This is a genomic window from uncultured Sulfitobacter sp., from assembly GCF_947502895.1.
Lineage (GTDB): Bacteria > Pseudomonadota > Alphaproteobacteria > Rhodobacterales > Rhodobacteraceae > Sulfitobacter.
The window spans coordinates 645,888-667,374 of the sequence record NZ_CANNBM010000002.1; the positions used below are offsets into that span (position 1 = coordinate 645,888).

At 59.5% G+C, this 21,487-nt stretch carries 20 protein-coding genes; 5 read left to right on the forward strand and 15 right to left on the reverse strand.

All coding sequences use genetic code 11. The features are described from left to right. Positions 1-2: 2 nt before the first annotated feature. From tolQ to ruvC, 6 genes are all read right to left on the reverse strand, one after another. Positions 3-698, reverse strand: coding sequence for a protein TolQ (gene tolQ, locus Q0903_RS11135; protein ID WP_299028694.1), 696 nt, complete (start codon positions 696-698; stop codon positions 3-5). Positions 699-809: 111 nt separating this feature from the next. Beyond that, positions 810-1,232 (reverse strand): tol-pal system-associated acyl-CoA thioesterase, encoded by a 423-nt coding sequence (gene ybgC, locus Q0903_RS11140; RefSeq protein WP_299415229.1) that lies wholly within the window; start codon positions 1,230-1,232, stop codon positions 810-812. A gap of 16 nt (positions 1,233-1,248) precedes the next feature. Next, positions 1,249-1,884 carry a hypothetical protein gene (locus Q0903_RS11145; protein WP_299415231.1) on the reverse strand — a complete coding sequence of 212 codons (636 nt, stop codon included), beginning with the start codon at positions 1,882-1,884 and terminating at the stop codon, positions 1,249-1,251. A gap of 62 nt (positions 1,885-1,946) precedes the next feature. Next, positions 1,947-2,966, reverse strand: a complete 1,020-nt coding sequence (gene ruvB, locus Q0903_RS11150; protein ID WP_299028685.1) for a Holliday junction branch migration DNA helicase RuvB — start codon at positions 2,964-2,966, stop codon at positions 1,947-1,949. Between the two features lie 66 nt (positions 2,967-3,032). Beyond that, positions 3,033-3,695: a Holliday junction branch migration protein RuvA gene (ruvA, locus tag Q0903_RS11155; RefSeq protein WP_299415233.1), complete on the reverse strand. Its 663-nt coding sequence runs from the start codon at positions 3,693-3,695 to the stop codon at positions 3,033-3,035. After that, positions 3,692-4,198: a crossover junction endodeoxyribonuclease RuvC gene (ruvC, locus tag Q0903_RS11160; RefSeq protein ID WP_299029836.1), complete on the reverse strand. Its 507-nt coding sequence runs from the start codon at positions 4,196-4,198 to the stop codon at positions 3,692-3,694. The genes ruvA and ruvC overlap by 4 nt, the downstream gene beginning before the upstream one ends. A gap of 348 nt (positions 4,199-4,546) precedes the next feature. Between ruvC and Q0903_RS11165 the strand changes: the two genes are divergently transcribed. Next, the gene (locus tag Q0903_RS11165) at positions 4,547-4,765 is read left to right on the forward strand and encodes a DUF1127 domain-containing protein (protein ID WP_299028679.1); all 219 of its coding nucleotides are present in this window, start codon (positions 4,547-4,549) and stop codon (positions 4,763-4,765) included. A 175-nt stretch (positions 4,766-4,940) separates the two neighbouring features. Here Q0903_RS11165 and Q0903_RS11170 read toward each other — a convergent pair whose 3' ends face one another. The 5 genes from Q0903_RS11170 to Q0903_RS11190 form a co-directional block, all read right to left on the reverse strand. Further along, a complete protein-coding gene (locus Q0903_RS11170) occupies positions 4,941-5,288 on the reverse strand; it encodes a hypothetical protein (RefSeq protein WP_299415235.1) in 348 nt (115 codons plus the stop codon). Positions 5,289-5,399: 111 nt separating this feature from the next. Beyond that, a complete protein-coding gene (locus tag Q0903_RS11175; protein WP_299415237.1) occupies positions 5,400-6,272 on the reverse strand; it encodes a 50S ribosomal protein L11 methyltransferase in 873 nt (290 codons plus the stop codon). Next, positions 6,273-7,667 carry an MATE family efflux transporter gene (locus tag Q0903_RS11180; RefSeq protein WP_299415239.1) on the reverse strand — a complete coding sequence of 465 codons (1,395 nt, stop codon included), beginning with the start codon at positions 7,665-7,667 and terminating at the stop codon, positions 6,273-6,275. Next, a complete protein-coding gene (locus Q0903_RS11185) occupies positions 7,664-8,896 on the reverse strand; it encodes an MFS transporter (RefSeq protein WP_299028668.1) in 1,233 nt (410 codons plus the stop codon). The genes Q0903_RS11180 and Q0903_RS11185 overlap by 4 nt, the downstream gene beginning before the upstream one ends. A 232-nt stretch (positions 8,897-9,128) precedes the next feature. Further along, on the reverse strand, positions 9,129-11,312 hold the full coding sequence (locus Q0903_RS11190; RefSeq protein WP_299416056.1) for a primosomal protein N': 2,184 nt from the start codon (positions 11,310-11,312) through the stop codon (positions 9,129-9,131). A 127-nt stretch (positions 11,313-11,439) separates the two neighbouring features. Between Q0903_RS11190 and fsa the strand changes: the two genes are divergently transcribed. From fsa to Q0903_RS11210, 4 genes are all read left to right on the forward strand, one after another. Beyond that, positions 11,440-12,093 carry a fructose-6-phosphate aldolase gene (fsa, locus tag Q0903_RS11195; protein ID WP_299415241.1) on the forward strand — a complete coding sequence of 218 codons (654 nt, stop codon included), beginning with the start codon at positions 11,440-11,442 and terminating at the stop codon, positions 12,091-12,093. A gap of 269 nt (positions 12,094-12,362) precedes the next feature. Continuing rightward, a complete protein-coding gene (locus Q0903_RS11200; protein WP_299028663.1) occupies positions 12,363-13,070 on the forward strand; it encodes a DUF484 family protein in 708 nt (235 codons plus the stop codon). After that, positions 13,067-14,005 carry a tyrosine recombinase XerC gene (locus Q0903_RS11205; RefSeq protein ID WP_299028661.1) on the forward strand — a complete coding sequence of 313 codons (939 nt, stop codon included), beginning with the start codon at positions 13,067-13,069 and terminating at the stop codon, positions 14,003-14,005. Before Q0903_RS11200 ends, Q0903_RS11205 begins: the two co-directional genes overlap by 4 nt. A gap of 46 nt (positions 14,006-14,051) precedes the next feature. Beyond that, complete coding sequence (locus Q0903_RS11210; protein WP_299415245.1) at positions 14,052-14,750, forward strand: CDP-alcohol phosphatidyltransferase family protein; 699 nt, start codon at positions 14,052-14,054, stop codon at positions 14,748-14,750. A gap of 6 nt (positions 14,751-14,756) precedes the next feature. Here the strand turns inward: Q0903_RS11210 and Q0903_RS11215 are convergent, their stop codons facing one another. The 4 genes from Q0903_RS11215 to Q0903_RS11230 form a co-directional block, all read right to left on the reverse strand. Continuing rightward, positions 14,757-15,212, reverse strand: a complete 456-nt coding sequence (locus Q0903_RS11215) for a methylated-DNA--[protein]-cysteine S-methyltransferase (RefSeq protein ID WP_299415247.1) — start codon at positions 15,210-15,212, stop codon at positions 14,757-14,759. 31 nt (positions 15,213-15,243) lie between these two features. After that, positions 15,244-15,543, reverse strand: a complete 300-nt coding sequence (locus tag Q0903_RS11220; RefSeq protein WP_366141493.1) for a DUF3253 domain-containing protein — start codon at positions 15,541-15,543, stop codon at positions 15,244-15,246. Further along, the gene (gene ileS / locus Q0903_RS11225; RefSeq protein ID WP_299415250.1) at positions 15,488-18,406 is read right to left on the reverse strand and encodes an isoleucine--tRNA ligase; all 2,919 of its coding nucleotides are present in this window, start codon (positions 18,404-18,406) and stop codon (positions 15,488-15,490) included. The genes Q0903_RS11220 and ileS overlap by 56 nt, the downstream gene beginning before the upstream one ends. A 187-nt stretch (positions 18,407-18,593) precedes the next feature. Continuing rightward, a complete protein-coding gene (locus Q0903_RS11230) occupies positions 18,594-21,446 on the reverse strand; it encodes a DUF2339 domain-containing protein (RefSeq protein ID WP_299415252.1) in 2,853 nt (950 codons plus the stop codon). Positions 21,447-21,487 lie beyond the last annotated feature (41 nt).

The window sequence follows — 21,487 nt, forward strand, 5'->3', positions numbered from 1 at the left end:
GCTCAGGTGTCCAACTGGCGGCTGAGGATCGTGGCAAATTCATCCGCAAAGGCCTCGTATCCACCAAGAATACGGTCGCTGTCTGCGTTGAACTTGTTGTAATAAACCACCGCAGGGATCGCAGCCATCAGTCCCAATCCCGTGGCCAGCAAGGCCTCGGCAATACCGGGTGCAACAACGGCCAGATTGGTGTTTTGCTGCTCTGCAATCTCGATAAACGCATTCATGATTCCGAACACCGTCCCGAACAGCCCGACAAAAGGCGCGGTCGACCCTGTGGTCGCCAACACGGGCAGACCCTTTTGCAAACGCTCCGCCTCTTTGGCGATTGCCACATCCATGCTGCGGTCAATCCGCGCCGTGGCACCGGGGATCAGTCCACCATCCTCGCGGTGCGAACGCCGCCATTCGGTCATTCCAGCCGCAAAAATCTTTTGCGCAGCCCCTGCAGGCTCTGGCCCGATCTGGTCGAACAACCCGTCCAACGGCTCTCCCGACCAAAAGGCGCGGTCAAACTCTTCGGCTTCCGCGCGGGCCGCACGGTACTGGATGATTTTCTGGACGATGATGGACCAAGTCCAGAAACTTGCCACCACAAGGGCGATCATCACCAGCTTTACGGTAATTGTCGCTTGGGCAAACATGCCCCATACGGTAATGCTGCCGCCGACTTCGGCCGCGATCAATGCTGTCTGCATGTGTGTTGCTCTACTCTACTGCCTACGTGCGGGCCTGTTATCAGGCTCCATTTGCGCCAAATCTAACGCAGCACAAGACAAAAAGCGAGGGCCAAGCGCGGCAGCGCCCAATCACCCGTTCAGCAGGCGACATTCCGCTGGAAGACGCACGGGTTTACCGCTCTCCCCGATGCACACAATCAGCACCGATGCAGTAAAGATCAGAGTATCTCCACACCATACCTGCTGGCCCATGACCATTCTGGCAGCACTCAAGCTGTCCAGCGTGGTGCGCACTTCCAACACATCGCCATAGCGCGCAGGCGCGATGTAATCCGCCTCCACACGGCGTACAGCAAAAACGACACCAGCTTGCTTCATCGCCAGCTGGTCGATGCCCACCTCACGCACCCAGTCACTGCGCGCACGCTCGATAAAGCGCAGATAATTGGCGTAATACACGATCCCCGCCATATCGGTGTCTTCGTAATAGACACGAATTTCCTTGCGGTGCACCCCTGTCGCGCCGTCACTCACTGACGCTTCCCCATTCATTGAACGTCCTCTTTATTCATTGGACGTCCCCCGCCCCTGCCTGCATCCGCGCATAAAGTCGCAGCGCATGCGACGCATCCGTCGCCGCAGGTGGCAAGACCGGATCATAGGCCGCACGGATCAATCCCGCCACATCAGGGCGCAAGATCGTATTCTCCCCCGCGACAGCAAGAGGCGACCGGTCCTTGAACGCCTCATCCGACCAAAGCAGATAAGACTGCACGATCTGGCTCAGCGCCAACGTCTGTGCAGGCACCGCTGCCAGATGCTGATCCATCCGCAAGAACACAAAACACGCCTTGATTGCGCCAGCTTCATCGAAGCGAAAGAACCGATACTGGTTCGCGTCCACCCCCTGCAGTCGGTCCACCAATGGCCCCAGATCAGGCACCAGACGGTCCATCCCCGGCACCTCCAGCAATTCCGCCCATTCCGAGAAAAAAAACACCATCAAATTGGAGCCAAGCTCCATATCCGTCTCGGCCATCTTATGGCCCGCCAGCGCCGTCACAGCCTCCAGCGCGCCTTTTACAACCTGCAAACTCGCCTCTTCCACGCCAAAAACGATAGGCGCGATTGGCCGCCCCCAACGTGCAAAAACAAACTGCCCGTCCGTGCGGGTAAACAACGCTTCAATCTCTTGGGGTTCCATATTCACCTCACACCAGCGGTTCCGCCCGCTTCTTTATTTTTCCCATAAACTCGATCCGCCCCTCAGCCAAACAGATCGACATCGCGCTTGGGCGGCTCCATCCCCAGATGCACCCATGCTTTTTGCGCCAACATCCGTCCGCGCGGGGTGCGCTGGATCAATCCTTGCTGCAGCAAGAACGGCTCGATCACTTCTTCCAGGGCATCCCGCGATTCTGACAATGCCGCAGACATCGTCTCGATGCCCACAGGCCCTCCTTGATAATTCTCCGCAATCAGACGCAGATATCGCCTGTCAGCACCATCCAGCCCCAGATGATCAACGCCCAGACGCGTCAGCGCCATATCCGCCAGCTCCCGCGTGACACGGCCATTGCCCTCGACGACGGCAAAATCCACCACGCGGCGCAACAGACGCCCCGCAATACGCGGCGTGCCCCGTGCGCGCTTGGCGATCTCGCGCGCGCCGCCCTCTTCCGCAGGCGCCCCCAGCTTGCGCGCATTGCGCTCCACAATGATGAACAACTCGTCCTCGGTATAGAACTGCAACCGCGTGGGGATGCCGAAACGGTCCCGCAGCGGCGTCGTCAACAAGCCCATGCGCGTGGTCGCACCAACCAGAGTAAAGGGCTGCAATTCGATCCGCACCGTGCGCGCCGCAGGCCCCTCGCCAATCACCAGATCCAGCTCGAAATCCTCCAGCGCAGGATACAGCACTTCTTCTACAGCAGGGTTCAGCCTGTGAATCTCGTCGATGAACAAGACATCGCGCTTTTCCAGATTGGTCAGGATCGCCGCCAAATCACCGGCCTTGGCCAGCACGGGGCCGGATGTCATCCGAAAGCCAACCCCCAGTTCGCGTGCCATAATCTGCGCGAGTGTGGTTTTCCCCAAACCGGGCGGACCGTGGAACAGTGTGTGATCCATCGCTTCTTCGCGCTGCTTTGCGGATTGTATAAATACCTTGAGGTTCGCCCGCGCCTCCGCTTGCCCGACAAACTCGTCCAGCATTTGTGGACGCAGCGCACGGTCAAAATCTTCGGGCATGCCCTCAGGGCGCACAATCGGGTCGCTATCTATCATGTCATCCCCAACGAAGAGCGCCCAAAGGGCAGCGATGAGCCGCCCGCATCAGGCGTCACGCGCACCTTACTCTCTCGGTGCCAGAAGTTTCAACGCCGCACGGATCAGCGCGGGCGTATCTGCGTCAGGTGCCTCGCCTGCCGCTTGCGCAACAGCGCCCGCCGCATCGCCTGGACTGTACCCGAGGTTTGACAGCGCCGACAAAGCCTCTGACTGCGCGCTGGCATTGGGCGCAGCTGCGGGCGCACGGCGCTTTACGGGGGCTTCGATCACTTCAGCCTCGTGATCGCCCAAAGCTTCGGCCACCGTTCCCCCCATCGCCATCATCGCAGGCGCTTTGTCTTTGAGGTCCAGCACAACACGCTGCGCGATCTTTGGGCCGATGCCCTTGGCTACCTTCACCGCGTTCCAGTCGCCCAGCGCAATTGCGCGGCCGATCCCGTCAGGCCCCAGCGCCCCCAGAATCGCAAGCGACGCCTTTGCACCGACGCCCTGAACGCTCGTCAGCAACTTGTGCCATTCCTTTTCCGCCAATGTGGTAAAGCCGAACAGCTGCAGGTTTGTCTCCTGCACCAGCATATCCGTGTAGACCGCTGCAACCTCGCCCACCCCTGGCAGTCCCGCCAATGTCCGCTCCGAACAATACACCAGATAGCCCACACCGCGCACGTCGATCAGCACATGATCCGTGGCGCGGTACTCGATGCGGCCTGTAATCTTGCCAATCATGCGCTGGCCTTCGCGATAGCCGCAGCATAGTTCGAGGCGCCCCCGTGGTGCGCATGGGTTATCGCAATCGCCAAGGCATCCGCCGCATCAGGACCTTCAAACTCCACACCGGGCAACTGCATGCGCACCATATGCGCCACTTGGCCCTTATCGGCATGGCCTACGCCCACAACTGTCTTTTTCACATTGTTGGGCGCGTATTCCCCCACGCTCAAACCCATCTGCGCGGGCACCAACAGCGCGATACCACGCGCCTGACCCAGTTTCAGGGTAGCGACCCCGTCCTTGTTCACAAACGTATGCTCCACTGCTGCCGTCTGCGGGCGATATGTGGTGAACACGCGGGTCAGTTGCGCATGCAGGCTCAACAGCCGCTCGGCCAGCTCAACACCCGTCGAGGAATGGCAGATACCGTTTGCCACATGGCTCAATTTGCTCCCCGCCACGTCGATCACGCCCCATCCCATGTTGCGCAAGCCCGGATCAATGCCGATTACACGTATCATCCTGCTTCATTCCCTCAATCTTGTTGCTTTTTTGGTGCAGTAGCACGAAACGCGAACATTGCCTACAAATTAAATCAAAGCATCCGTTTGCGACACCGATCTGGTCGCAAAACAGCAATTCATGCCGCAGCGCAGCAAAATGCGTCGCAAACCACGCCAAAACCGACAAGGGAACAGCCCGGATTTCGCCATATTTTATGGAGTTTGCGCGCAAACTCGCTGCTATGCAGCAAACGCATATCAGCAGTGCGTTTGCATGGCTTGTGGAAAGTTTTCACTTTGCCTATTTGCCCCTCATACCGCCGAAGAAATCGGCACAACCCTACAAATAGAAGGACGGCTCCAATGGCTGCTTTTGACACCACCCGCACAACCTACGGCGTAGCAACATTCGCAAACCGCGCATTCGCTCTTGTTGCCGATCTGGCAACTTCCATCGCCGCTTGGAACGATGCACGCATTACCAACAATGCACTTTCCGATCTGACAGATCGCGAACTGGCCGATATCGGTCTTGTCCGCGGCGACATCGACAGCGTTGCACGCAGCAACCTGATCCGCTGAACTGTGCTGCGGCGTATCTTTGCGCCGCGCACCGCCTAGCCAACAGAATGCAGACATGAAAAGGCCGCACCGTTAGAAAACGGGCGCGGCCTTTTTTATTGCGCATACGAAACGCACGCAAACCCGCCGCAGCCACCCCTCCCCCCGGAGGGCCTGCCGCAGCGGTACTCAAAAATTAACGGAACAAGGGGCCCATCTGGTCGGCCAGAAACTGCGTTGCAGGATCAATCGCCAGAACCCGCGCACCCATAACTTCAATCGCGTTGCCATTGCTCAACGAAGTCAGTCGGTCGTTGTAGGTGTCAGGACCATTGGCGGACAGGATCAACGCTTTCAGGCAGAAAAACCCGACGATCAGCAGGAACGCGCCTTTCACAGGCAGACGCAGGCGCATGGCTTTCGGCTTGGCAACGATAACGCCATTCCGGTCGATGCGTGTCGTATAGCCACGGCGCACAAGGCGAGACTGCTTTTTGTCTACGTGACCTACGCGGGCTTGAAAGTCTTCTTTGGTATAAACCATGACAGTGGTCTCTCTCAGCAACAGCCCCCACCGTTGTTGAATAAAGTTTTAGTCAAAGAATGTGGCGAAAATTGGGCAAATGCGGCGAAACGAACGTAAATAGGGTTAATTCTAGTTCATTTTCCGAAGCGTTATCGTCGTCCAGTCACCAATGCTCTCGCGGTGGTGTAGATTGATGCCGTTTTGTGCATAAACCTCGATCACCTCGTCCGCCTGCTCGTTCAGGATGCCTGATAGAATCGCATATCCCAGTGGGGCCATCGCCCCCGCCGTGTCAGGCGCCAACGCAATCAATGGCCCTTTGAGGATATTGGCAAAGACCAGATCAAAGGGCGCAGCCTCGGCCAGCGCCGGATGATCGAACCCGGCCGCCTCAACGCAGTCAACGCGGCCGTCAAGTCCGTTGGCTGTTACATTGGCGCGCGCCACATCCACCGCAACCTCGTCAATATCCGATGCCAGAACCCGATCAGGCCAGATACGCGCAGCCCCCATCGCCAGCACAGCCGTCCCACAGCCGATGTCAACCACACGGTGCCCCACGAAACCATCCAGCGCCAGACGGTCCAGCGCGCGCAGACATCCCAGCGTGGTGCCGTGGTGCCCTGTGCCAAAGGCCATCGCTGCCTCAATCAACAGCGGTTCGCAGCGCGCGGGCACCTTGTCCGCATCGTGGCTGCCGTAAACGAAAAAGCGGCCCGCCTCCACAGGCGCCAGCTCACGCCGCACATGGGCCACCCAATCCGTCTCGGGCAATTCCGATATCACAAAGTCCTTGGCCTCCATCGCAGCAGCCAATACGGCAAGTGCGGTTTCGTCGGGATGCTCTTCGAAATAGCCCCCCACTTCCCACAGGCCCGATCCGTCTTCCATCTCGAACACCCCTACGCCTGTCGGCTCGGGGCTTAGCGCCTCCATCGCCTCGCCCAAACGATAGGCGGCGTCGCGGCCCTGCAATGTGGTCAGCGCGGTGAATGTTGGCATCTATCTGCTCCTGTGTCTGTCAGGGTTCGGGTAGGGGGCGGGCCTGTCCGCGTCAAGGGCCACAGGTGATGCCACACGCAACCCTTTGACATAATACCATCCCCACAGCGCCGAACCCGCGCCCACAATGATGCCAGCCGCCGCTTGGCCGTAAATCACCCCCGCCGCACCGAAGATCCCCGAAAACCACAGCGCCGCAGGCATCGCCAGCAGACCATCCTTGATCCAGTTCACAAGGGTCGAGCGCCCGGGCTTACCTAGATTGTTGAACGCCGCATTGGACACAAAAAGCGCCCCGAAAAAGATAAAGCCGCCCACCCCGATCACCGCAAAGGCATTCAGCACGTCCGCACCCTGCCCGCTCAGATCAAAGGCGGTGATGACGTAAGGCACCAGCGCCACAAACAACCCCCAAGCAACAAGCGTATATAGCAGGCAAAATATCAGCGCATCACGGTAGGTGCTGCGCACGCGGTCCAGCTGACCTGCGCCATAGTTCTGGCCAAAGATACCACCAATCGCCCCGCTCAGCGCAAAAATCCCGCCAAACACCACCACCGTCAGCCGCCCCACCACGGCCCATGCTGCCACTGCATCATCGCCGAATGGCGCCATCACGCGGGTCAGCAGGTAGTTCCCCACAGGAGTGCTCATCTGCGTGGCAATCGCGGGGATCGCCACAGCGACAAAAGGCGCGCCGATGTTGCGCAGCGTACGCAGGCGTGGCCGGTCGATGAGGTTCAGCTCATAAACCGCAAACCGCACCGCCAGCGCCAGCAGCGCAAAGCGAAACAGCACCAGCCCGATCGCCGCCCCGTCCAGCCCCCAACCCAGATAGAAAATGAGAACCGGATCAATCACCAACAGCACCGTACCCGCGATCAAAGTGATATACATCGCCTTGGCCCCGTATCCATCCGCGCGCAACGTCCCCGACATAACAAGTGCTGCCGACATCGGCACCAGCGACGGAATGGTAATCGCCAGATAGCGCGCCGCCAGACGCGCCGTCTCGCCCTCCGCCCCCGCATATCCCACCAACTGATGCCTGAGAGCGACAATCACAGCCGACACCACCACCAACACACTGGCCGCGATCACCACCGCAGCCCCCGCCTGTCGCCGCGCCTTTTCACGGTCCCCGCCGCCTATGGTGCGCGACACAACAGCCGTCGCCGCAATCATCAACCCCACCGACACCGAGACCGAAAAGAACTGCACCGCGTAGGCAAAACCGATGGCCGCCACCAACTGCTTGTCCCCCAGCTGGCTCACCCACAGCAGGTTGGCCGCATCAACGACAAAAACAAAGGTGATACCCAGCGCGCCCGTCGCCGTCATGCGGATCACATGCCCAAGGGTCGACCCTGTAAGGAACCGCCCCTGTGCGCTCACTCTGCCGCCTTTAGCGCACGCGCTACAAATATCGTCTCATTGCCTGCATCAGGGTGGCGCGGGATCAGCGTGGCCAGCAAGAACGACACAAATGCCATCCCCGCTGCCAGCAGGAACACCGCTGCAGGTGACACCAGCCAGAGCAGCCCCAACAGCACGGGTAAAAACACCGCCGCGATGTGATTGATGGTAAAGGCCACCGCCGCCGTAGGCGCCATATCCCCTGGCGCACCGATCTTCTGGAAATACGTCTTGAGCGCAAGCGCGAGGCCAAAGAACATGTGGTCCAGCACATACAAGACAGCCGCGATCTGAAACCCCCAGTCAAAAAAGTAGACACCACCATAGGCAAGAAACACACAGACAAGGCCCGTGTATTCGAACATCAGCGCATTGCGCTCTCCAAACCGCGCAACGATCCTGCCCAGCATTGGCGCGATCAGCATGTTCAGCACCAGATTGATCAGATAAAGGCCCGCCACCTCATAAACCTGAAAGCCGAACTTCTCGACCATCATGAAACCCGCAAAAACCATAAATATCTGCCGGCGCGCACCCGACATGAATTGCAGCGCATAGTACAGCCAATAGCGGCGGCGCAGCACGAGCTTTTTGATCTGCGGATGCGGGCTCTCGTATTGTGGATAGGCCAGCAGCGCAAACAGGGCCAGCGCCATGGTAATGCCCCCACCCGCCATAAACACGATGTTATAGGTCAGGCCCAATGGCTCCCACAGGATCATAATCACGAAGTACACACAAAACGTGGCCCCCGACCCCACAGCCATCAGCCAGCCCAGAATTTGCGGCGCTTTGTCTTTGGGCAGCCATTGCAACTGCAACGACTGGTTCACAGTCTCGTAATAGTGAAACCCGACCGAGCTGATGAAAGTCAGGATCATGATGCCTGTCAATTGCGGATACCACGCCGTCACGGCCGTCGCCGCCCCCAGCAAAATGAGCGAAACCAGACCAAGCACCTGCTCACGCATGACGATAATGAGAAAGATCACCAGAAACGCCAGAAATCCTGGTATCTCGCGCACCGTATGCAACAGGCCAATGTCCGCCCCGTCAAAATCCGCCACTTCCTTCACAAAGTTATTGAGCAGCGCATACCATGTGAAAAATGCAATCGGCATGGCAAGCGCCATCAAAAACAACAATGCAATGGGCCGCCGCCACAGGGGCTGGTCCTTGGCGTCATCAAGGGTCAGGAAATCTATCATTCACCAGCAATACGCCCGCCGTCGCGCAAACGCTATGGCAATTTCGCGCACATACGGTGTGCAGCGTCCTACATCACAAACGCACTCAGCGGCGGTCCATCAGCGGCTGACTGACGGTGCACAGGGGGTGTACAGCCGGTGTACAGATGGCACCTCCCGTATATCAGCATGCCACCCCCCTTCATTTTTCCAATAAACTCAACATCTGGCCCTCGGGCCAGATCAGCCACACTTAATAAAAGCTCTGCGGATCGATATCGACAGCCAGCCGCAAATCCCCCTTGAGCCTGATCTGCGACACCCAGACGGACAAGGCGCGCTGCAAGGCCACATTCTTGTCCGCCTTGACCAGCAGCCGCACACGATGCCGCCCGCGCACCCGCGCAATGGGTGCAGGTGCCGGCCCGTAGACCTGCGCGCCCACCTCGCGCAGCGCGCGGTCATTGCGCGCCAGCTGGTTGCCCGCATCAAACACCGCCGCCACGTCAGGGCCGCTCAGGATGATCCCGGCCAACCGGCCATAGGGCGGCATACCGGCGTGCTGCCGCTCTGTCGCTTCGGCTTGCCAGAATCCCTCCTCGTCGCCCGCCAGAATGGCGCGAATCACAGGATGGTCGGGTTGATAGGTCTGCAAAAGTGCGGTGCCCGGTGCCTCTGCACGCCCCGCACGCCCCGCCACTTGTCGCATCAGCTGGAATGTTCGCTCGGCCGCGCGCAGGTCACTACCCGTCAAGCCCAGATCGGCATCAATCACGCCCACCAAGGTCAACTTTGGAAAGTTGTGGCCCTTCGCAACCAGTTGCGTTCCAATGATAACATCCGCCGAGCCTTCGGCGATACCCGCAATCTCGGCCTTGAGCGCACGGGCCGAACCATACATGTCAGAGCTCAATGTGGCGATCCGTGCATCGGGCCACAGCGCATGCGCCTCCTCGCCCAACCGCTCCACACCGGGGCCGACAGGGGCCAGCTTGTCCTCTGCCTCGCAGCTGGGACAGACGGTGGGCATCGGTTTACTCTCGCCACATTGGTGGCAGATCAATCGCTTGAGAAAACGATGCTCGACCATGCGGGCATCACAGTCGTCACAGCCGATCTGATGCCCGCAGGCACGGCACAGCGTAACGGGCGCATAGCCACGGCGGTTGATGAACAACATCGCCTGCTCGCCCCGCTCCAGCCGCGCATCCACCTCTGCCTTCAGCTTTGGCGATACCCACTTGTCCGATGCCAACCCCTCGGCGCGCATATCAATCGTGCCCATCTTCGGCATGACCGCAGGGCCGAACCGCGATGTCAGCTCCAGCTTGGTATACTTGCCCGCTTGCGCATTTGCCCATGATTCCAACGATGGCGTGGCCGAGGCCAGCACCACATGCGCCCCGCAGATAGAGGCGCGCAGCACCGCCATATCCCGCGCGTTATACAGCACGCCATCCTCTTGTTTATATGAGGTATCATGCTCCTCATCGACAACGATCAAGCCAAGGTTCTGGTATGGCAGAAACAGCGCTGAGCGCGCACCAATCACCAGTTGCGCCTGTCCCTGCCCCACCATGCGCCAGATGCGACGCCGTTCGGTCATCGTCGCGCCTGAGTGCCACTCGGCGGGCTTGGCCCCGAACCGCGCCTCGACCCGTGTCAGAAATTCGGCTGTCAGGGCAATTTCCGGCAACAGCACCAGCGCCTGACGCCCCGCGCGCAAGGCAGCGGCGACCGCCTCCAGATAGACTTCAGTCTTGCCCGACCCTGTCACACCGCGCAACAGTGTCGTTCCATAATCGCCGCTCGTCACACCCGCTGCCAGCGCCTTGGCCCCTGCGGCCTGATCCGCCGTAAGTTCTTTGCTGGGCAGGTCAGGGTCCAGTCGCGCAAAGGGCAGATCACGCGGACTGTCATGCTCAAGCACCACGCCTTGTTTGACCAGCCCCTTGATAACGGATGTGGTCACACCCGCCATCTCGGCCAGCTCGCGCAGGGTAAAGGACAAATCACCGTATTCGGCCAACGCCTCAAGCACCTTGGTACGTGCGGCAGTAACGCGGTCAGGCTCTCCGCTGCCGCGCCTGTATATCTTTTGCATCGACGGCGGATCGCCAAGGCCCGGCGCGCGCGTGGTCAGGCGCAGCATCGCGGTCAGTGGTGTCAACGTATAGGCTGCTGATTTTTCGAGGAATTGAACCATCTCGGTGCGCATCGGGGCCGCATCCAGCACCCGAATGACCGAGCGGATCTTGCTGTAATCATAATCCCCCTGCCCTGCACCCCAGACCACACCAATCACCTTACGCGGGCCCAGCGGCACTTCAACGAAGGCACCCAGATGGCAGCCGCCTTCGGGCGCTTTATAGTCCAGCGCACGGTCCAGCGGTTGCGTGGTCAACACCGCGACCAGCGCACCTTCGTCAAAGAACATCTGCTGGCTCAACCGAGGCTTCCTTGCACCTGAGAGAAACGGGGGCTATCAGCGTGGCAATGATACTGCGCGCGCATGATCCCAACATAACAACCCCGCGCCCCATTCCAAGTCGATAGGAACCGATATGAAGTTTTTTGTAGATACCGCCGAAATCAAAGACATCGCCGAGCTGAACGATCTGGGCATGGTCGACGGGGTGACAACCAACCCCTCACTGATCCTGAAATCAGGTCGCGATATCCTCGAAGTGACCAAAGAGATCTGTGATCTGGTCGACGGCCCCGTCAGCGCCGAAGTCGTCGCGATGGAAGCGGACGCGATGATCGCCGAAGGCCGCAAGCTGGCCAAGATCGCCGACAACGTCACCATCAAACTGCCCCTCACATGGGACGGCCTCAAGGCGTGCAAAGTCCTGTCGGATGAAGGAAACATGATCAACGTCACGCTATGTTTCTCGGCCAATCAGGCGCTGCTGGCGGCCAAAGTGGGCGCGACGTTTATCTCTCCGTTTATCGGGCGTCTGGATGACATCGATCTGGACGGCATGGACCTGATCGAGGATATCCGCACCATCTATGACAACTACGGCTATGAGACACAAATCCTCGCGGCCTCCATCCGCCACGTGGGCCATGTGCGTGAATGTGCGCTGGTCGGTGCCGATGTGATGACAGCACCACCAGAGGTGATCCGCAAGCTGGCGACCCACCCGCTGACCGACAAAGGCTTGGAGCAGTTCATGAAGGATTGGGCCAAAACGGGCCAGAACATCCTGTAAGAGCCGCCCTTGCGCCAGTGCTTAGCTTTGCGCACCCAACAAGGCGCGCAGGCGCTCGGGGCTAAGCGGGAAAAGAGGTGTAGGCTGATTTGTTTGTGTCTGATCCATAGCGATACATTAGCAAACAACGGTCATAAAATTCAGGGGAATGGGCTACTGGCCCTCCCCCATCACGGCATTTTTGGCACGATTGCCTAACTTAAAGGCAAAAAAGAGCAGAAAACCAGAAACTGCCGTGCTAAGAGATACTCAAACAAGACGAGAGCAGCATGAGCAGCAGCCCAAAAATCGAAGACGCCCTGCGCGAAGCGATCATATCGCAGCCCGACGTGATCCTGGATGACAGCGATGTCATGCAGGCGCTGATTGCGGCCAATGAAAAGGCGATGGGCGGTAATATCGTCGATCTGCGCGGCATCGCGATGGAGCGTTTGGAGACACGGCTTGACCGTCTCGAGGACACGCACCGCAGCGTTATCGCCGCCGCCTATGAAAACCTTGCGGGTACAAACCAGATTCACCGTGCGATCCTGCGGATGCTTGACCCTGTCGAATTCGAGACATTTCTGCGTGATCTGGGCGGGGAAGTGGCCGAGATTTTGCGTGTGGATGCTGTAAAGCTGGTACTGGAATCGGTCCAGAACGACAACGACCCCGCCGTGCAACGCCTTGGCGATGTTCTCAGCGTCGCCGAGCCGGGTTTCATCGACAGCTATCTAAGCCAAGGGCGCGGTGGCAATGTGCGGCAGGTCACGCTGCGCTCGGTGCAGGATGCCGCCGAAAGCATTTATGGCCCCAATGCGGAGTGGATCCGCTCCGAAGCATGTCTCAAGCTGGATTTCGGCGCAGGCCGTCTGCCCGGTATGCTGGTGCTGGGCGCCGAAGATCCACATATGTTCGGGCCACAACAAGGCACGGATTTGCTTGGATTTTTCACAGGTGTGTTCGAGCGTACAATGCGCCGCTGGCTGTCTTGAGCGATCCACAAGATACATTAGCCATCAGTGCCGCAGCGCGGGACGCCCTACAAACATGGCTGGACCATCAGCGCGCCCTGAACGGCGCGGCTGAAAATACAATTACCGCTTATCGCGGCGATGTGACCGAGTTTCTGGCATTCATCAGCGTACATCATGGTGCGATGCAGGGCCTCGGCGCTTTGGCCAAAATCACCGTCAGCGACATGCGCGCGTGGATGGCCCAGACACGTGGCGCAGGTGTCGGGCCGCGCAGCCTTGCGCGCAAACTTTCGGCAGTCAAAGCCTTCTACCGCTGGCTGGCCGAGCGTGAGGGGTTTGAGCCAACAGCCGTTTTAGCCACCCGCGCGCCAAAATTCACCAAAAAGCTGCCCCGCCCGCTGGCCGTTAATGCCGCAAAGGAACTGATTGACTGTGTCGAGGTTCAGGCCCGTGAGCCTTGGGTTGCCGCGCGTGACGTGGCTGTGCTGACCCTGCTTTGGGGCTGCGGGTTGCGGATATCCGAGGCTCTGGGCCTGCGCGGTGCCGATGCGCCTCTGCCAGATGTGCTGCGGATCACGGGTAAGGGCGGCAAAGAACGTGTCGTGCCCGTGCTGCCCGCAGCGCGCGATGCGGTAGCAAACTATCTGCACGCCTGCCCCCACCCACAAGAAGCGTCCGGCGCCTTGTTTCGCGGTGTTCGCGGTGGCGCACTGTCAGCGGGTGCGATCCAAAAGGTGATGGCCAGTGCGCGCATGCAGCTAGGCCTGCCCTCTAGCGCGACACCCCACGCCATGCGCCACAGCTTTGCCACCCATCTGCTAGATGCGGGCGGTGATTTGCGCGCGATACAAGAATTGCTCGGCCATGCGTCGCTCTCCACTACGCAGGCTTACACAGCGGTAGACACCTTGCGCCTGATGGAAGTTTACAACCGCGCCCATCCCCGCGCCTGACACCTTTTCCTTTTGCATCCCTTCTCTTGATTTGCGACATAACCACATGACCATCAAACAAAAAGCTCTCTCTGTTCATCTGCTGACCGCTTCGGGCGCCGTATTTGCCATGCTGGCAATGCTGGAAGCCGTGCAGGCACATTACGACATGATGTTTTTCTGGCTGGTCGTCGCCTTTTTTGTGGACGGTATCGACGGCCCACTGGCCCGCAAATACGATGTGAAAACCAACGCACCCGAATTTGACGGCGTGCTGCTGGACCTGATCATCGACTATCTTACCTATGTCTTTATCCCTGCCTTTGCCCTGTTCAAATCAGGCCTGATGGACGGGTGGAGCGGGTGGCTGATGATCATCATCGTTACCTTTGCAAGTGCGATGTATTTTGCCGATACGCGGATGAAAACCAAAGATAATTCATTCTCCGGCTTTCCGGGCTGCTGGAACATGCTGGTGCTGGTGATTTTTGCGCTGAATATCCCGTGGTACATTAGCCTTGTGTTGGTGACTTTCCTTGCTATCACCATGTTTATACCGCTGAAATTCGTGCATCCTGTACGCACCGAACGCTGGCGCGCTGTAACCTTGCCCATGGCGCTTGCATGGACCTTCTTTGCGGGCTGGGCTGCATTGGTGAATTTCGATCCCGATAGCTGGGCTGCTTGGGGGTTGGTGATCACGTCGCTCTATTTGCTGTTTGCGGGCATTGTGCAGCAGATCATGTTTGACGGCCGTGACATCTAGCGCCCGTTAAATCAGAAAACCGCCTGCCCCCTCATGGCGCAGCAGTGCGACCTTTGTTTCGACCCCGCCTGCCCCTGAAAAGCCTGTCAGCCCTTTGGCCCCCATCACGCGGTGACACGGAATGATCACAGGGATCGGATTGCCACCACAGGCCTGCCCGACTGCCTGCGCTGGAACACCAAGCTGTTTGGCGATATCGCCATAGGTGCAGGTATGCCCGAAGGGGATCGCGGACATCGCCGCACAAACGGCCCGCTGGAAATCAGAGCCATTCACCCGCAGCGGCAGGTCAAACGCCTCAAGCGCACCCGCATCATACGCAAGCAGCTGCCCCCGCGCCTCGTCCAGTACATCAGAGCGGTCCTCACGCGAGGCGCAGCCCCAATTGAGGGCGGTGATGTGGCCATTATCTTCCGTCAGGATCAGATCGCCGAATGTGGTGGGTATGGTGCAGCTGTTCATGGCGATACTATGCGCGCAAGCGTCCCGCGCCTCAATCCGATTGATGCGCAAGGCCCAGACGGATCGGGCCTCTGGCCTCGGCTGCTACGATGGGTTGGCCTTTTTGTGTGATGACAACCTTGCCTTGCGCCGCCATCCGATCCGCGACGGCGCGAATTTCAGGCATCAGCACACGCCAATCCTGCGCGAGCGCTCGGGCCACTTCAGAGGGGCAGATCGTCTTACCTGCCCCTCTGGCGATCACCTGTCGGGTGATCTCGGTCTTGATCATCGCCTCAGAGGGCTGCGTCACAGCGCCCGCAGACCGCATCATGGCTGTGCGTGCCGACATCGGGCAGCACTTTCCAACAGCGCGCGCATTTTGCACCATCGGCCTTTGCAAACACCACACCAACACCTGCCACATCATCCAAGTTAAACGCATCTGCTGGTGCTTCACCTTCTAAAATCGTGATCTGGCTGGTGATGCACAAATCGGCAAATGTTTCGGGGTTGGTGATAACGGCCGCCAGCTCGGACGACAGATACACGGTCGGCCCTGCCTCAAGGGAAGAGCCGATGACCTTGGCGGTGCGCTGTTCTTCCAGCGCGCCAGTGACCACACGGCGGACCGCACGCACAGTCTCAGATCGTGCGGCCAGCGCATCATCGCGCCAATCGCCTGGTGTCTCGGAGAAGTCCACCAGATGCACCGATGTCTCCGCACCATTCCGCTCCAGCCAGACCTCCTCCATAGTGAAGGGCAAGATCGGGGCCAGCCAAGTTGTCAGCCGCGCGTACAGGTGATCCAGCACGGTAAGCGCTGCCAGTCGGCGCGGTGTGTCGCCATCGCAATAGAGCGCGTCCTTGCGGATATCGAAGTAGAAGGACGACAAATCCAGCGTGGCAAAATCAAAGATCGCACGGAATACGCCTTGGAAATCGAACCGTGCATAGCCGCTACGCACGACATCATCCAGCACCGCCAGCTTGTGCAGCATCAGCTGCTCCAGCTCGGGCATATCATCACGCTCGACGGCTTTGGAAGCGTCGAAATCAGGCAGCGAGCCGAGCATGTAGCGCATTGTATTGCGCAAACGGCGGTAGCTGTCGGCGGTCCCTTTCAGGATTTCGTCCCCGATGCGCTGGTCATTGGTATAGTCGGTCTGGGCCACCCATAGGCGCAAGATATCCGCACCGTATTGATCGACGATTTTCTGTGGCACGATGGTATTGCCGATGGATTTGGACATCTTCATGCCCTTGGCATCCAGCGTAAAGCCATGCGTCACCACGTTGCGATAAGGCGCACGCCCGTACGTGCCGCAGGATTGCAACAAGGACGAGTGGAACCAGCCACGGTGCTGGTCGGTGCCTTCCATGTACACATCAGCGATCCCATCTTCCGAGCCATCTTCGCGGTCGCGCAGGGTGAACGCATGGGTTGAGCCGGAATCGAACCAGACATCCAGAATGTCCATTACCTGCTCGTATTCGTCAGGGTTTACGATCCCTTCAAGGAAACGCTGCTTGGCACCCTCTTCATACCACGCATCCGCGCCCTCGGCCTCGAACGCAGAGGTGATGCGGCGGTTGACCTGTGCGTTGCGCAGCAGGAAATCGGGGTCGGTTGGAAGTGCGCCCTTTTTGGTAAAGCAGGTCAGCGGCACGCCCCATGCACGCTGACGCGAAAGCACCCAATCGGGGCGCGCCTCCATCATCGCATGCAGGCGGTTGCGGCCTGATTTGGGCGTCCAGTTGACGTTATCGATCTCGGTCAGCGCGCGTTCGCGGATCGTTTTTCCGTGGGTGTCCTGCCCGTCGCCAACGGGTTTGTCGATGGCGGCAAACCACTGTGGCGTGTTGCGGTAGATCACAGGCGCTTTGGAGCGCCAGCTGTGCGGATAGCTGTGCTTGATCTTGCCGCGGGCCAACAAGCCACCAACCTCGACCAGCTTGTCGATTACGGCGGCGTTGGCATTGCCCTCCTTGCCATTGGGCTTGAGGATCGCCTTGCCGCCAAAGAACGGCAGATCGTCGCGGTAACGGCCATCGGGGTTCACGTTATAGGTGATGACCTGTTCCAGCATCCCCAGCTCGCGGTAGAGGTCGTATTCCTCCAGACCGTGTGAGGGCGCGCAATGCACAAATCCTGTTCCTTCCGTGTCCGTCACAAACTCGGCGGCGCGGAAATCGCGCAGATCGTCCCATTCGCCATTTGCGCCTTCGGCACCTGCCAGCGGGTGTTGCAATTTGATCTTGGCCAGATCGTCCTGGGAGACGTCACACAGGCGGCGATACATCGTTTCGTCCAGCCGCGCAGCGGTCAGAACACCTTGGGCAAGGTTATCTGCCAGCAGATAACGATCACCGATCTTGACCCACGATTCCTCGGGGCGGCCTGTGATCTCGTACAGGCCGTAAGAGATGCCCGCGCCGTAGACGACCGCCTTGTTGCTGGGCATGGTCCATGGCGTCGTGGTCCAGATCACCACCTGCGCACTGTCGAGTGTGGCATCGCCCGTACCTGTAACCCTGAACTTGACCCAGACAGTAAAGCTGTCCTTGTCGTGATACTCGACCTCGGCCTCGGCCAGTGCGGTCTGCTCTACCGGCGACCACATCACGGGTTTGGAGCCCTGATACAGGGTGCCGTTCATGAGGAATTTCATGAATTCCTCTGCAATTACCCGCTCGGCGTGGAAATCCATGGTCAGATATGGCGCAGCCCAATTGCCCTGAATACCAAGGCGCTTGAACTCGTCGCGCTGGATATCGACCCAGCCTGCGGCAAAGTCTCGGCATTCCTTGCGGAACTCGTTGATCGGCACTTGGTCCTTGTCGCGGCCTTTCTTGCGGTACTGCTCTTCGATCTTCCACTCGATCGGCAGGCCGTGGCAGTCCCATCCGGGGATATAGCGCGCATCACGGCCCATCATCTGGTGGCTGCGCACGATCATGTCCTTGATGGTTTTGTTCAGCGCGTGACCGATGTGCAAATGCCCGTTAGCGTAGGGAGGGCCGTCATGCAATGTGAACGGCTCGCGCGTGTCTGCCTTGGCCTTTTCGCGCAAGCGGTCATAGATGCCCATCTTTTCCCAACGCGCCAGCCAGTTCGGCTCCCGCTTGGGCAGGCCCGCACGCATTGGAAAATCGGTGCGTGGCAGATTCAGTGTGGATTTATACTCAGGTGTCTGTGGTGTGTCGGCGCACATAAGGGGCGTCCTTTTGTCGTCAGATTTATCAGGGATATGAGGGGCGGTGCGAGCGGCTCAAACACCTTTGCCCGGCGGCTCAGGATATGCTGAGCGCCGGGGAAGTAATTCGCTGTATGATCGAATATACTGTCATATTGCCGCGCTTATAAGCGCACACCCATCAGGGGGCAAGCGCGTCTTGGCCTCAGGACGGCGGCAACGCGGGCGGCTCGGTCGGCGGTTGTGCATCACTTACGCGGTCACGCTCCTGCGCCCAGCGGTTCAGCCATGCAAGTACTGCCAGTGCAAGACCCAGCACCAGCAGCGAGAACACGCGCGTCAGCCCGTCCAGATCGGTCACGTCTATAAGGAACACTTTGGCCACCGCCAACCCGATCACCACCAGCCCCGCCTTGCGGATCAGGGCAGAGCGGCGGGCGAGCGACTGATAAAACAACAGCGCACCGAAGCCCAAAAGGACGATGGTATAGGTGTATTGCTCGGGTTGCGAAATACCCAGCGAAAGCGGCATCGCCTCGCCCCCCTGCCAGAAATGCCGGATCACGGTAAATCCCCAGAGGGCGACCAGCGCACTACCCACGCCCGCCAGCGTGAGGCGTATGCGTTTATCAATCGCCCCGAGGCGCAGCGCACCAAGCAACAGCACCAACGCTGGCATCAGATAGGCCGCCGCCAGCGTGTTCACCAAGACAGGGCCGTAGACCTGCGCCCGCGCCATACGCCGCGCCGTGGAATCAGATATCTCGGTGCCTGATGTCCAGTTATAGGTGCTAGCCAACAGCGGATTCGCCTCGACTGTTGCGGTCACAAGGGCCGCGGCACCAATCAGACCGAACACCGCTGCCAAGGCCCAGCGTGCCTTGTCCAGCAAGCCTACCGTACGCCCTTCACTGCGCTGGATCTGCGCGAGGGCAAGCCCCAGCCAGATTGCCGCAGTCAAACCGAAGGTCCAATGGGTCTGCACCAGATCCTGCCCAACGCTGCTTGTGATCCAGCGCAGCAACAGGATGCTTACCAACAGGCCAGCAGTAGACCATGCGGCTGAATCAAGCATAACTTTCGCTGTCGGCCGCTCAAACGAACGCAAAAACCAAAGGGATGCGACAAAAGCCGCCAGGGTGCCGCCATAGGCGAGTAGAACGCCAGCCAGAGGTCCGTTTTCCGCATAATCCAGCCCCGGATCAACCACCAGACGGTAGCCCAGCGTGATCACGCCTGCTGCGATGAACCAGCCCAGCGGTTTAAGGTTCCACTTGGCATCCAGCGCAGCAGCGGCAAGCACTGTAACAGCCAAAGCGACTGTCAGGGCAACAGCACTAAGAACAATCACAAAGGCAAAGGCCATACAGGCCAGCGCCGACATAACCGCAAAGCTGACGCGCAGGCGCGCCGCCCCGTCCTGCCGCGCAAAGCGTTCGGCGAACAGCGCCATCAGCACGGCCAGCATGGCCGCATGTAATGCCCAAGGATAGCTGCCGATCACGGCTGCGGGTTGCCACCCCATTTCCAGCATAAACGCCATGGCAGGTGCATAGACCGCCGCGACAACGGCCCATATGACCGCGAATTGCCCACCACGCAGTGCGCGCCACACGGCCAGCAGTGAAATCACTGCGCCGATGCCCACCAGCACCGTGATCGCCCAAGGGAATGCTGCCTCGGCATTATCGGCATAGGTTTGGGTGAATGTCGTATAGGTCACGCGCCGGTTCTCGGACTGGGCAAAGACCGACAGCAGCAGCGCAAGTGGCGGCAAAAGAGCGGCGTCTTGCAGCGCAGGGGCACGGTGCGACCAACTGATAAGCACCGCACTCAGCACGGTGAGCAGCCCGACACTCAACCAGATTTCGCTGGTACCCGGTTTCCACATCATCAAAAGTATAGCAGTGCTGGCGGCCACGCTGGCAAATGCCAGCAGTGTTGGAAAGGTAGGCCAAGACGCGCCACGCTGCCGCGTGCCGAGCGTCAGACGCGCCAGAACACCCAACAGCGCAGGCGGGCCTGCGTGATCAGGCTGGAGCGCGCGCGCGGGGATCAAGATCGCCAGAACTGGCAATACAGCAAAGTATAGCTGGCCCGTCCACGCCACAGCACCGCCCCCGTCCAGCACAAGAACAAAGCCCATGAAATACGCCAGCAGCAGCGTCAGCGCCGAAATCCAGCCCCAGCGGCGGATCGTATCCACGCCCAAACCCAGCACAGCGATGATCACAAAGAAGGCAAACAGCGGACTTGCGTCGGAGTTCGAACTCTCTAGCACAACAGGCGCGCCATAAGCGCCGATCACACCAACGGCTACCAACAAAGGCCCGTGCATCCAGCCAAGCACCATGGCCACAAGTGCGACAATCACCATGCCGCTCATGGCGGCACCGCCGCCAATCAGATCATACAGCATCCGTGCAGACAGGATCGCCCCGAACAAGGTGACAATGCCCGCACCCGAAAACACCGAAGGCAGATAGGCGGTGGCCGATTGCACTCCATCTCCGAAACGCCGGCGGATGAACTCTCCCACGCCGATCAGCGCGGCGCCAAAAGCCAGCGCAGCGGCAACCCGTGCACGGGGCGGTAGCAGGCCGTTTTCCATGCCATATTGCACAAGGAAAATACCCGCCAACGCGAGCGAGGCTGCAGAGACAGCATAAAACCAGTTTTGTTGCAGCCAAGGCCCCAAATCCGCAAGGGCCTGTGCAACAGGCGATGGCGGACGGGGTTGCGGTGGTGGGGGGGGCGGCACAGCGGCGCGCGGCTGTGGTGGTTTGGCCACCTGTGCGGGGGGCGTTGGCGCAACGGCCTCTTGCGTCTTGGCATCCGCAGACGGGGGTGCGAGGGGTTTGGAAGCTACCTCTGTCTGTCGCGCATTCAGCGGCGCAGTTTGACCTTCTTTCAGTGCGGTGATTTCGCGCTCTGCCTGCTCCAGCCTGCGGCGCAAACCGGAATAGCCAAAGATAAGGGCAATAACGGCCACGGGTATGGCCAGCACAACCAAGGCGAGCAGCACCAACATAGCTTCCATAGAATCGTATCCCGTCATGTTTATAGTCTTCGGGCGACCCTAGCGGCGCTGTCGGACAG

What these genes read in the sequence shown, in the direction of transcription:
- tolQ (WP_299028694.1), bottom strand. Translation starts at nt 698, where the DNA reads ATGCAGACAGCATTGATCGCGGCCGAAGTCGGCGGCAGCATTACCGTA.
- ybgC (WP_299415229.1), bottom strand. Translation starts at nt 1,232, where the DNA reads ATGAATGGGGAAGCGTCAGTGAGTGACGGCGCGACAGGGGTGCACCGC.
- Q0903_RS11145 (WP_299415231.1), bottom strand. Translation starts at nt 1,884, where the DNA reads ATGGAACCCCAAGAGATTGAAGCGTTGTTTACCCGCACGGACGGGCAG.
- ruvB (WP_299028685.1), bottom strand. Translation starts at nt 2,966, where the DNA reads ATGATAGATAGCGACCCGATTGTGCGCCCTGAGGGCATGCCCGAAGAT.
- ruvA (WP_299415233.1), bottom strand. Translation starts at nt 3,695, where the DNA reads ATGATTGGCAAGATTACAGGCCGCATCGAGTACCGCGCCACGGATCAT.
- Q0903_RS11165 (WP_299028679.1), top strand. Translation starts at nt 4,547, where the DNA reads ATGGCTGCTTTTGACACCACCCGCACAACCTACGGCGTAGCAACATTC.
- Q0903_RS11170 (WP_299415235.1), bottom strand. Translation starts at nt 5,288, where the DNA reads ATGGTTTATACCAAAGAAGACTTTCAAGCCCGCGTAGGTCACGTAGAC.
- Q0903_RS11175 (WP_299415237.1), bottom strand. Translation starts at nt 6,272, where the DNA reads ATGCCAACATTCACCGCGCTGACCACATTGCAGGGCCGCGACGCCGCC.
- Q0903_RS11185 (WP_299028668.1), bottom strand. Translation starts at nt 8,896, where the DNA reads ATGATAGATTTCCTGACCCTTGATGACGCCAAGGACCAGCCCCTGTGG.
- Q0903_RS11190 (WP_299416056.1), bottom strand. Translation starts at nt 11,312, where the DNA reads ATGTTCTTTGACGAAGGTGCGCTGGTCGCGGTGTTGACCACGCAACCG.
- fsa (WP_299415241.1), top strand. Translation starts at nt 11,440, where the DNA reads ATGAAGTTTTTTGTAGATACCGCCGAAATCAAAGACATCGCCGAGCTG.
- Q0903_RS11200 (WP_299028663.1), top strand. Translation starts at nt 12,363, where the DNA reads ATGAGCAGCAGCCCAAAAATCGAAGACGCCCTGCGCGAAGCGATCATA.
- Q0903_RS11210 (WP_299415245.1), top strand. Translation starts at nt 14,052, where the DNA reads ATGACCATCAAACAAAAAGCTCTCTCTGTTCATCTGCTGACCGCTTCG.
- Q0903_RS11215 (WP_299415247.1), bottom strand. Translation starts at nt 15,212, where the DNA reads ATGAACAGCTGCACCATACCCACCACATTCGGCGATCTGATCCTGACG.
- Q0903_RS11220 (WP_366141493.1), bottom strand. Translation starts at nt 15,543, where the DNA reads ATGTCGGCACGCACAGCCATGATGCGGTCTGCGGGCGCTGTGACGCAG.
- ileS (WP_299415250.1), bottom strand. Translation starts at nt 18,406, where the DNA reads ATGTGCGCCGACACACCACAGACACCTGAGTATAAATCCACACTGAAT.
- Q0903_RS11230 (WP_299415252.1), bottom strand. Translation starts at nt 21,446, where the DNA reads ATGACGGGATACGATTCTATGGAAGCTATGTTGGTGCTGCTCGCCTTG.